Here is a 12,581-nt window from a genome sequence, read left to right on the forward strand (position 1 = left end):
GTTTAGCCTTCTCTGTTTAGCCTTCTCTATTCAGCCTTCTATGTCACCGAACTTTCTAGTGATCAACGATGAACCTGTTTCCCTCGAACAGGCGTTAAGCTATCTGCAAAGCGACGGCACCTTCCAAAATTTTCTCGCCTCTATCTTGCGGCAGCATGTGATTACCCAGATGCTAAAACAAGAGCCTGATTTACAGCCAACCGTTGCAGCAATTGAACAATATCTAGAACAGTGTTTCGAAAATAATCAGATTTATGAATCACAACCATTTCAGTATCTAGAGCAATTTCTCAAAGACAATCAGATTTACACAGTAGAACAGCTTCAGCAATGGCTAGAGGATAATCATTTGGCCTACGAACAGTTTTTAGAGCGAATTATCCGCACCCAGACCTGGCAAAACCTGGTTGATCACATCAGCCGGCCCAGGTTACACGAGTATTTTATTAAACATAAGCAAAAGCTGGATAAAGTGCTGCTCTCCTGCATTGTGGTGGATCAAGAAACACTAGCAGAAGAATTGCGGGATCAGATCAAAGCCGGTGAATCCTTTGAGCAGCTAGCTCAAGACTATTCGATTGCCGAGAACCGCATGCACGGCGGCCAGATGGAGCCGGTTAGTCCCAGCGACTTGCCCGACGAGATTCGGATTGCAATCGATAAAAATCCCCAGTCCGGCAGCTTAATTGGCCCTATTGATTTACAAAACCGCTGGTATTTGTTGCGCCTAGAAGCAATCTTGCCATCTGCACTCGAAGGGGAAATAGAAGCGCAACTCAAAGCCGAAATTTACCAGGAATGGTTGAGTCAAGAAATGGCAACAATGAACGTGAAAATGCAGGTGACACAATGGTTATCTCTCAAGACATCTACACCCTAAATCTGCCGTGGGACGAACCACCGCTGAGTCTGCTTAAGGAACAGCTCTACTTCCGGGAACGGGCGCAAGTCAGCCGTCATGCGCTGGGCGAAGTCCTTTGGTCTAGTTGCAATCCGGGCGGACATTTATTTATAGTGTCGGGTAAGGTGCGATTAGTCCAGAAGACGGGCAAAAACTCGGATGCCAAAAAAATCCTGTTGGAACCGGGAGCTTGGTTTGGCGATTTGCTGGAACTGGCCGGACATTGGCAGGCAAGAGCGGCTAGCAAAGAAGTGGTTGTGGTGCTCTGGCGCTCGGTTGATTGGTATGACGCGGCTTCTCCAGATCTTCGAGAACATTGGGATGCATTGCGCTGGCAATATCAGCCCTTTGATCCGAGATTGCCCCATGCAGTTTCCGAATATCCCTATCTGTTTCATCTGAATACAGCCGCCGCCTGTTTCTCTCTCGCCACACAGGTGCTGCAATCGCCTGTCCCCCTGAAGCAGGTGCAGCTTCAACTGCAAGGCCAGTCACCGCAAGACATAATGGATGCCGCCGAAAAACTGGGTCTGCGATTACAGCATATTCAAACCGAGTGGGACAATCTGCCGCAGCTCAGCTTTCCAGCCCTGATTCACTGGCGACAACAGGATTGGGTGTTAGCCTATGAATTTGCCGGCAATCGACTGATCGTTGCCGATCCCAGCAACCCGCGCAAAACCTGTGAGAGTCTGCCGCAAGAAATTGTAGAAGCCAACTGGAATGGCGAACTCTGGCCGATTGAACTGCTGCCCAAAACCGAGGAATTTAACCTAAAATGGTTCCTGCCCGCAGTTTGGCGCTATCGCGGGCTGCTGAGCGAGGTGTTGATTGCCTCTTTAACCTTGCAACTGTTAGGCTTAGCCAGTCCGATGATTACTCAGGTGATTATCGACAAGGTGATTGTTCACGCCAGTATGTCTACACTGCATGTGATGGCGATTGCCTTACTGTTTGTCTCGTTCTTTGAGGCCGGTTTGGGCATGTTGCGCCTGTTCACCTTCACCCACACAGCTCGCAGACTGGACTTAAGTTTGACGGCCCAGATGTTTCGCCATTTGCTGCAACTGCCGCTTGCCTACTTCGAGTCGCGCCGGGTGGGAGACACGATTGCCCGTGTGCAAGAATTGGAGAATATCCGTCAGTTTCTCACTGGTACAGCCTTAACGGTTGTACTAGACGGTATCTTTGTCGTTGTTTATATTGCGCTAATGGCGTTCTATAGCATCAAACTCACGGGTGTTAGTCTGGTTATCCTACCGTTCTTCATTGCCTTGATTTGGTTTGGCACGCCCATGTTGCGCGATTGGTTAAATGAATCGTTCAATCGTCGAGCTGATTCGCAGGCATTTCTAGTCGAAGCCATCAGCGGCATCCATGCCTTGAAAGCCCACACAGCCGAGTTGCCCGCCCGCGAACGCTGGGAAGGTTTATTTGCCCGCTATGTTAACAAAAACTTTCGTGCTTCTACTCTCTCTAACATCAACAGTCATTTAGGCGATCTGCTCACCAATCTTTCCGAACTGCTGGTGCTCTGGTTTGGGGCGACGCTAGTCATCCAGCAACATCTGACGGTGGGGCAGCTCGTTGCCTTTCAGATGCTGTCGGGACGAGCGATTGGGCCACTGCTGCGATTGGCGCAACTCTGGCAAAACTTCCAGCAGGTGTTGCTATCAGTGGATCGGATTGGCGATATTCTCAATACCGACCCGGAAGCCGAACCGGAAACCGGACTGGTGCTCCAGCCCTCTAAAGGCCAAATCACCTTTGATCAGGTCGTTTTCAGCTATCCCACCAATCCTGAACCTGCTCTGAAGGGGGTTTCCTTCACCATCGAACCCGGTATGTTTGTCGGCATTGTTGGCCGCAGCGGTTCTGGCAAAAGCACATTATCGAAACTGCTGCAACGGCTCTATCAGCCGGAAAAAGGGCGAATTCTGCTAGATAATTTCGACATCAAAGGTGCGAATCTCACCTCACTGCGTCAGCAAATGGGGATTGTGCTGCAAGATGACTTTTTGTTTGACGGGACTGTATTCGACAACATCACCTTCAGTAATTCCGAAATTACGCTAGAGCAAGTGATGCAAGCGGCTCGTCTAGCAGCAGCCCACGACTTCATCAGCGAGCTGCCCAAAGGCTATCAAACCCACATCGGCGAACGGGGCACGGGTTTATCCGGTGGACAACGACAGCGGCTGGCACTTTCGCGCTTGTTCCTCTCGGATGCGCCGATTTTGATTCTGGATGAGGCCACTTCTGCTCTTGATGCCGAGACCGAACAGAAAGTGCTGCACCATCTACGGCAATTTACGAATAATCGCACGGTGCTCATGATTGCGCATCGCTTTGCTCCGCTACGACAGGCGGATTTGATTCTGGTGTTGGAGAAGGGCGTGATTGTGGAGCAGGGACGCCATCAGGAATTGCTGGAACGCAAGGGTGTATATTGGGCGCTGTATCAGAAGCAGCAGGCTTCAGTGTAGTGAATGAGGGATTGAATATCAGCAGTGAAATGTAAAACAGATGGACATATAGACGAGTTCGCTGCTGTTCAAGGTTTTTGGCCCCCTAAATCCCCCAAAATTGGGGGACTTTGAAGAGCCAAATGTCTAGTCTTTTGCGTCTCTGAAGCCTGATAACCTATCCCTTTCTTTCTCAAATTAAAGAATTAATCAATCTAGAACTTTATCTCTCACACTTGCATACTCTCAAAAATCTCAGAACTATATGTCAACAGGATGCAAGTTTGTCTAAGAGAATGTTCTGCACGTTCTGAATGCTACTCGAACAGCCCCTCCTAGCCCTCACAATTCTGAGGGACCCGAACTTAAAAGTCCCCCAATTTTGGGGGATTTAGGGGGCCAATCCAGCCGATTTGATACTTCTCAAACATCCTCTCAGGTGTCAACACCAAGGCAAACAAAAGTACACTTATCTACCAAAGGAATACAATCATGTCAACGACTCCATCGGTTTCCCAAATCAACCTCGATAAGTTTCGTTCTAGCAGCTTGTTCTCTGGAATTGATGGGAAGAATTCGACAATTGTGATCATTGATGATGCAATTAAATTGAGCCATCCCCTCTTTGGTCCCGATACTAATGGAGATAAAGTTGCTGATCGGTTCAGATATCCCAATGACCCCAGCGCACCTAAAAACCCTAACGACCCCAAGTTTTCTGGTGATTTTTCTGGAGATGCGGATACTTATCCTGGAGTCGAACATCCTGATCCTGATCCTAATCCTGAAATTTATAAATTCATTAATCATGGAACTGCTGTTTCTAGCATTGCAGCTACCACCGCACCGGGAACTAATATCATCCACCTGAAAGTCTTTCCTGACGATGGTAGCGATGCCTCAGCACAAGATATTAAAGAAGCCTTGGATTGGGTTTTTGCTAATGCTGCTCAGTTCAATGTCACTGCTGTAAACATGTCATTTGGTAGCGGTGATTTCAGTCAAGAGGACAGAAGCTTTGATTATGTTCAACCGATTGAGCAACTCGCCGCTAAAGGAATTCCCGTAATTGCTGCAACTGGTAATAATTTTCAAGGTAAGCCAGGTGTGATTAATACCGCAGCAGCCCCCTACACGATTAGCGTTGGAGCAGTAGATAAAGGTGATAAACTTGCTGATTTTTCTCAGCGCCATCCACTCCTGACAGATATTCTTGCTCCTGGTGTTGACATTACAGGTGCTACATATAACGGAGGCACAAAAACTGATAATAATGGCACCAGCTTTGCCGCGCCTCAAATCACTGGTGTCGTTGCCCTGGCTCAAGAGTTGGCCGTGCGGGAGATGAACCGCAAGCTGACGGTGCCGGAGCTGACCAATTTGCTGAAGACAACGGGCGTAGAGGTAAAAGACGAGCAGATGAACGGTGTGTATCGCCGCGTTGATATGTACGGATTGGGTGAAGGGATTTTGACTACCAAAGCAACGGGTGGCATTTTGCCCACAACTCAGGGCGATCGATTGGCTGGTACCGTTGGAAACGATTATATGGCTGGTTTTGACGGCAATGATGAGCTGCTTGGTAATGGCGGCGATGATACGCTAATTGGGGGTAAGGGCAACGATACGATCAATGGCAGCCTTGGTAATGACGCGATGACAGGCGGCGATGGTGATGACTTGTATCTCGTAGATAGTAACGCTGATGTGATTGTTGAGGTAGTGAATGGTGGAAAAGATCAGGTAACGGCTACTTCTAGCTATGCTCTGAGTGAAAACCTGGAGAATCTAGATTTAGACGGTAACAAGGCGAGCAACGGAACCGGCAACAGTCTCGATAACCTGATTCAAGGCAATAATGCCAAAAACCAGCTATCCGGCAGTGATGGCAACGATGAGCTTCATGGCAGAACTGGCGACGATTTGTTGGTTGGCGATCTGGGTGACGATCGGCTGTTTGGAGATGCTGATAATGATAGTCTGATCGGGGGTTTGGGCAGCGATTGGCTCGCAGGTGGAGAAGGCAGAGACACGCTGCGCGGTGGTTTGGATGCAGATCGGTTTGTCTTCAATACGCTAGGCAAAGGAGCCGATCGCATCGCCGATTTCAAAGCCTCGCAAGATGACCAGATTCTGGTTTCGGCTCGCGGATTCGGCGGTAAGTTGAAGCTTGGCGATCTCTCTAAAAAGCGATTCACGCTTGGATCGCGGGCAACAGGTAAGCAAGCCCAGTTTATCTATGATGCTAAAGACGGCGAGTTGTTCTATGACTCAGATGGAATTGGCGGGCGTAAGCAAACATTATTTGCCGAACTAGCACCCAAATCGGCGCTATCTCGTGCAGATATAGCTGTGATTGCTTAGAGTTTGATTCGCAGTTGTTAATTATGTCTATTGGCAATGGTGTTTACCTAAGTAGGTGGGCGCAATTATTGAGAAGACGCATTTCGACTCCGCTCAATGCGCAACGTTTCGGGGAGCAGAGGGTTGAGCGGAGTCGAGACCCGGCATTGTGGAGCGAAAATTAGTTTAGCCTACCTACTTAGCTGTTAATTGGCGAATTGAACATTCATTGCCAATCTACTTCTGAAGCTATTTGCCGAGCACTAAGATAGTGCATCTTCCTAGATTCATCAGAAATACATAGCAGCAGAAGTAAACGATGGCGTTGCTGAATTGGAGTATAAATTGCCCCGTTCGTTGCCTAATTCTAGAGGAAACCGGATCGTTCAAAGTCCGCCAGCATGGGGGATTATAGCCCTACGGGCATCTAAGAAGAGGCTATCAAAGACACAGCAACTCCACGGTTCATACCTCATTCAGCAATGCCATCACCGATTTGTTCCACGTACATTGTTTAGTCATGCAAAGGAGATTGATTCATGGTTGCGACAAAACCTAGACAGCGGGATATGGCCCTCAACGGTCAATTTGATCAGCGAGACCTCAAATCTCTGTTTGATGTACCCAATGTGGACGTGCGCTTGAATACCAGCAGTCTCAGGGATGGTGGTTCCTTGCGAGACCAGCGTTGGAATCTAGAAGCAAATGCTGGACAGGATCGGACCCGGATTGCGTTATCCGCATCAGGTCGAAACAATCAGCCCGTTTTGGAAATCAACGGTCCCGGCACCAAGGATCGGGGTAACTTCAACAAAATGGTGCAAGCCGGTCAAGAATTGGTCTCTAGCCTGATGAATCTGGGCGACAATCGCAATCCTGGAGGCAGAGGCGGCAGAGGCGGCAGAGGTCGAAATCAGGGAGTCTTCACGAACGGAAATCGCCGCAATCAGCGGGACAATGATTTGAATCGGGGAGATACTCGCAATGGCAGCAATCCACCCAATCGCCAGCCGAATCAAGGAATCTTCTCTGGTATGCGGACTGATATGAATCTGCAACCAATTCAGAACAGCGCAGGAGGTACAAATCAGAATGCTAACAACAACAGACCTGCTAACGGCACCTCATCCAACAAACAGCCGCTGATCGGGATTATCGAACGAGATGGATTTGCGCCCGGTAGTCATGGCGGCGAAATGCTAGAAACCGTCACTAGCGTCAACGATCAGGCTCCGACTTGGCTGCGATCGGTGGGCGAGCGGGGCAATTGGGCCGAGGCGCTGAAGGAATTTGCCAATACGGTCAAAGCATCCGGGCAAAAGGGAATTGCTAATCTCAGCTTTGATTTGGTCAATCCGAACGGACAAACGCGATTTCAACCCACGGCCCAAGAGCAGGAAGCGCTCAAACTCACCCGCGATTTGGGCATTCCCGTTGTAGTATCCGCCGGAAATCAGGCGGCTGATCGTTCGTCCTGGGATGCCCTTACCAAACAATACGACAACATGATCGTGGTGGGTGCCTCAGAAGGATTGAACCGTGCGCCCTATTCCAGCTACGGCAGTGGTTTAGATTTGATGGCTCCGGGCAGCCGCCTGGGCATTTCTGAAATTGGTACTTCGCCAGCCGCGGCTCAAGTTACGGGAGTGGCCTCGAATGTTTGGGCCAGCAATCCGCAGCTCGATTACCGTCAGCTCGAACAAATCCTCAAAAATACAGCTACCAATCTCGGTCCAGCCGGACGCGACAATCAAACTGGCTTCGGGCTGGTGAATCCCAATGCCGCGATCGATCGGGCGGAGAGTATGCATGCCTTCAAGTCGTCTAATGTCACGCCTCAAGGCAACCCGAATCTGCGTCAAAACAATCTCAGCGGTAGAGAGGTGTTATCAGCCCTGAGGAATTTCTCCAATTCGATTCCGACAACCTAGGGCATATTTTAAAAGTCTTTGGTGCTGCTGCCCTTCGATCCCCCTAAACCCCTGCGGAATGCGCCTTCGGCGTAGATGGAGACTTCAAGCCAGTTTTAGTATGTGCTTCGCCCAGGCTTCGCCTACGGTTCCCCCCTTTTGTAAGGGGGGTTAGGGGGGATCTTCGACTTGTGTGGACACCATAGCCTTTTGTAAGGGGGGCTAGGGGGGATCTAAATCAGAGCTTTAAAACAGGACCTAGTTCAGCAAACTGTTTTCTGTGCTGTGGTTGTCTAACTTGAAGGCGTCAGGCACTCATCACAGATACAGCAAAGAAATTTCTTAGAGCATATAATCTTACAGGAGAAGATAATGTTTGAGCAAAAAACTTTTGCAAGACAACAGAGTTCTTTCTTGAATGGACAGCTTGATGCCAATCGTTATGCTTCTGTGTTTGATTCTGCTTCATTAGAATCCGCTTTAACATCGAGTCGCTCAACTGATCTGCCAACTGATCTGCGGTCGGAAAAATCAGCATCCTATCAAGGAATTCCCGTTGCAGAAAGCTTCAACCAAGCAAGCCTAATGGATGCCGGTATAGCAACAGCACCGCCGTCAAGCATGGATTTTACACAGGCGTTGAATACAACTTGGAATCCAGAGGCTTCTGTTTGGAATCAATCTGCAACCTGGGGCAGCGATACTATTTGGGGAACTGACAGCGATTTCTCTGGTATGCGTCCGGCTGGATTAAGTTTGAAAAATGCATGGAATAGTGTCAAGGATAAAGCGAAGAACGCGGATTGGAAAAAGATCGGCCACGGCGCGCTGGATGTAGTTGGTGCTCTGCCAATTCCTGTGGTCAGTACGGCAGCCGACTTGGTGAATGCAGGCTGGTATGCCGCTGAGGGAGATTACAAAAATGCGGCAATGTCTGCTATCGGTGCGGCTCCCGGTGTCGGAGATGGGGCTAAACTGGCGCTCAAAGCTGCCGATGCCGCCAAAACTGCTCGTTCCGCCAGAACCACCACCCGCTTAACGACAAGAACGGCCAACACTCCGCCTCGACCCGGCCTTGCACCTAGCCCCAGACGGGAAACACCTGGACTGGCCCCCACCCCCAAACCTGCTGCTCGCAGACCCGAAACACCTACAGCCGCACCGAGACGCGAACCATCCGGTAGACCAGACTCGAATCCGATCGGCGCACCCGCTAGACGTTCTGCGAGGCGACCCGATCCAACTCCAAGCGGAGCCGTGAATAAACCCGATCCGAGACGCTCCGATCCTAAACCTAGTCCAACCACACCCAAGAAGTCTGAACCTAGCCGTCCTGAAGGCAACCCCACCCCACCTGGAACGAGAGAACAACCGCCTCGTCCAAATCCCAAACCTGAAACCGTCGGAACTAGTCCCTCACAGCGTCCGGAAACCCCTGCCTCAGGACGAGATCCGCGTCTCCAGGAGTCGCCCAATAGCGTTCGACCAACCAGTTTAGAGCGCTTCACCCGCGCCAGCGATCGAGCCGAACACCTTTCTCAGCGATTGGACCAGATTAACAACCATGTCGATCTGTTCCAACAAATGCAGGGCGGCAATGCTGAAACTGGAGAACCTTCAGCCGTAGATTTTGCTTTTGCAGGTCTCGATGCCCTTGTCGGAATGCGCTCAGGTAGAGGCAGAACTAGCTTGAGTCGTCTGGTACATTCGGAAGGCAGCACTCAGCCTGCTACTCGCGTTGCTGGTGGAGGTGGGCCGCAATCTGTTATTCGCCATGCTGACCAATCTCAATCTCCGGATCAATTCACACCTGCTTTAGCTAGTGTTGGTGGTCGTTCGAATGTAGATTTACCGAGAGCAAGTGCTGGTAGTGGTGGAAGAGGCGATCGAACTAGCCGTCTGAATTCTCCTGGTTCAGCAGAGCCTCCCAGTCCATCTCCGGGTGGTTCTGGCGGATTAGGCAACGATAGATTACCGCCCCGGACAGGGGGAAGTGGCGGAAGTGGCAGTTCTAACAACGGAGATTCTAATGGTACGCCCTTGTCTGAAGGTAGAGATAGCAATATCCGCTATGACGCTAGAACAGGACGCTGGCACGGTCCTAAAGGTTTTGTAGCAGATCCAAACCGTCCCCCAGTCGATTTAGGGTCGATGAAAGATAGCAGTGATGAGCGAGTATTTATTACCTACTCTCTCAGAGATCCCAATAATGGAAGTGTAATTCCTGGAGATCGAGATGGATTGGTAACGTATTATGGATTCGCAAGTGGTGATGTGACTGAGTTGACACAAAGAGTCGCAAGACCTTCAACTCCATTTCTGCGGGCATCCCATCCAAGCTTTGACGCATTCGAAGCACGTTATGGAAAGGAGGCAGCTGAAGTATTGCCTGATCTGGTTATGAAGTACAGACTTAGCAGTCATGATCACTTTAGAGCGAATTCTGATCTTGTACCAAGAATCGAAGCAATTCATGGAAGTGAAGCTGCCGGTCTAGGGGCTGAAGACATATGGTTCACATACCACCAGAGAGCAATTGATAGTGAAAGAGCAAGGCGTGAGGTAGGAACAGATGTCCTCCCAGACTTGACAAACAAACAACCTCCAAGCAGCAATAAGCCTTATGAAGCTAGAAGAAAAGGAAAAGCATTAGGTGAAGCCTATAGTGATGATTTAAGAGAATCATTTTAGAAAACGCTTCCTAACAAGTTCGGCTCAAGCCTGTGAAACATCAATCCTCATTTCGTCTTTGTTCTAAAGGAACATTCTGTTTATCTCATTACTTAGGAAAACAGAACAATGGTTACACAAAGAAAGTTCGCTGATTATCAAAGTTCCTCGCTCAGTTCTCAACTAGATACAACCCGCCACAGTTCTCCACTGAATGCATCGCAACTAGAGCCAGTTCTAACTCCAAGTCGGTTAGAGAGTCCTGCTGCAATTCAGATTAACGAAACTGAATTTACTGAGCAACTATCACCGCATACCAAAAACTCAAATTGGCATAGTGCTGATGAGATGGAAGCAGGAATTCGCTCGACTGGTGTAGGGAGACAGGCTGGTAGACTGACCAAACCAACACAGGACAGCCGTTCACCCCATCTCAGCTCAGAATTTTTGCATAAAGTTGATGCGATTGGACAGCGGTTAAAGATACCCGGTGAGTATCTAATGGCGATAATGGGATTTGAAACGGGCGGCACCTACAGTCCCAAAATTCAAAACAAAACGAGTGGAGCAACCGGGCTGATTCAATTTCTGCCCAGCACAGCTCGCAGTTTAGGCACATCCACAGAGCAGTTATCTAAAATGTCTGCGGTGCAACAGCTTGATTATGTCGAGAAATATTTCCAGCCCTATGCCGGCAAATTGCGTTCGCTGCAAGACACCTACATGGCAGTTTTTCATCCGAAATCAATTGGTAAACCATCCGATAGCGTAATTGCACGGCAGGGAACAAAAGCTTTTAACTGGAACAAAGGACTAGACACCAATCAAGACGGCAAAATCACCGCCGCAGAAGCAACCGAGCGAGTCAGGAAATACCTATCTGAGCAGAGAGGTGAAAAACTTGATCAATCTAGTCAAACTTCACATCAACCCAAAGTTGGAGAAATACCAAAAACTGATCCAGACGGCACAATCAGTACAGCAAAAAATTGGGGTAATCTGAGTGATCAAACTCGCCGTGGCTCAGGCTCAATCGGTGGCGAGTATGATGCGAACGACTTAGTTCGATTTCGCGTCAACGACCGCACAAATGTCAATATTAACCTGAGAGGATTGAGTGCTGATGCAAATATCGAACTAATTCGAGATAAAAATCAGAATCAGCAGGTTGATCCAGGGGAGATTATTGAAAGTTCGCGCAAATCTGGTAGCTCCCCAGAGTCTTTGAGCCAAATTCTAGGTGAAAAACCACTGGATCGAGGCGACTATTTCGTGCGAGTTTCGTCTAATTCCGATGCCAAAACTCCCTATAATTTGGAAATTGCTAGTACCAAGTTAGATGGCCGCATTCGTGCTGATAAGGCACCTGCGGGTATCTATCGTTATGATGCTAGCGGTAAAACGGATGAAGGCATTGATCCCAACAAGGAAACTATTGTCGTCACTCATGGCTGGAATGGAGATGATGATAGTGCTAGTATTCGAGAGCTAGCCAAAGCAGCCAGTAAATCGGGTGCGCAAGTGCTGGCAATCGACTGGAGTAGTTTAGCAAAGTCGTTTGAGCTGCGCCCTGACATTGCAGCTGGACGCATTACACCTGTTGCAGAATGGGCACAGGAGCGCTTAGTTAAACTGGGCATTAAGCCTGAAAAAACAACCCTAATCGGTCATAGTTTTGGCTCTTATGTCAGTGCTGAGATTGGGCGAAAATTTGTTGAATCCGGTGCGGGCAAAGTCAAAAATCTGGTTGCGCTCGATCCAGCCGTTCGGTTTGATCTCGATGAAAGAACAGGCAGAAGAGATCTGCCTAAACCATTCCGAGATGTAGCGAATAATTCACTAGCATTCATTGCATCTAACGGTGCGCAAGGATTAGGCGGCATTCCGGGGAATAATGACCAAGCTGCCACTGCCCATAATTCTTTTGTTGTCAGGTTTCCTTTAGGAGCAAGTCTAACTGGACCCCATAGTCGTGTTGTCGATACTTTCACAGATGCATTGCATCAAGGATTCCTGAGACTCCCTAGTCTAACGTTACCGAACCATCAAGATAACTATTACAACGATCTGGGTAGAAGTTTGACACCCGTACCGGGCCACGCAATCCGAGTACCAGGTTTTGCGCATGAGGGCAGCATATCAGTCAACTGGACGGGCAAAAAAGATGATTGGAGCGAAAGGGATCGTCGGCATCCGCGTTCAACTGGAAATCCGGTTTACATCGAAGGTTTAACACGAGTTGTGGATAATTCCGGTAGAGAAGAAACAACCTGGACTTAACAGCATTCACTT

Annotated in this window: 6 protein-coding genes; all 6 read left to right on the plus strand. The window is 49.0% G+C overall.

What is annotated here, in order from left to right:
• Positions 1-40: 40 nt before the first annotated feature.
• A complete protein-coding gene (locus tag HJG54_RS19210; RefSeq protein ID WP_316430730.1) occupies positions 41-880 on the plus strand; it encodes a peptidylprolyl isomerase in 840 nt (279 codons plus the stop codon).
• Complete coding sequence (locus tag HJG54_RS19215; protein ID WP_316430731.1) at positions 850-3,387, plus strand: type I secretion system permease/ATPase; 2,538 nt, start codon at positions 850-852, stop codon at positions 3,385-3,387. Before HJG54_RS19210 ends, HJG54_RS19215 begins: the two co-directional genes overlap by 31 nt.
• Before the next feature lie 471 nt (positions 3,388-3,858).
• Positions 3,859-5,730 carry a S8 family serine peptidase gene (locus tag HJG54_RS19220; protein WP_316430733.1) on the plus strand — a complete coding sequence of 624 codons (1,872 nt, stop codon included), beginning with the start codon at positions 3,859-3,861 and terminating at the stop codon, positions 5,728-5,730.
• A gap of 518 nt (positions 5,731-6,248) precedes the next feature.
• The gene (locus HJG54_RS19225) at positions 6,249-7,640 is read left to right on the plus strand and encodes a S8 family peptidase (RefSeq protein ID WP_316430734.1); all 1,392 of its coding nucleotides are present in this window, start codon (positions 6,249-6,251) and stop codon (positions 7,638-7,640) included.
• Positions 7,641-7,991: 351 nt separating this feature from the next.
• On the plus strand, positions 7,992-10,310 hold the full coding sequence (locus HJG54_RS19230) for a hypothetical protein (RefSeq protein ID WP_316430735.1): 2,319 nt from the start codon (positions 7,992-7,994) through the stop codon (positions 10,308-10,310).
• A 108-nt stretch (positions 10,311-10,418) separates the two neighbouring features.
• Positions 10,419-12,569, plus strand: coding sequence for an alpha/beta fold hydrolase (locus HJG54_RS19235; RefSeq protein WP_316430736.1), 2,151 nt, complete (start codon positions 10,419-10,421; stop codon positions 12,567-12,569).
• The last annotated feature ends 12 nt before the right edge of the window (positions 12,570-12,581 follow it).

This window comes from Leptolyngbya sp. NK1-12, assembly GCF_032598965.1.
GTDB lineage: Bacteria > Cyanobacteriota > Cyanobacteriia > Elainellales > Elainellaceae > Elainella.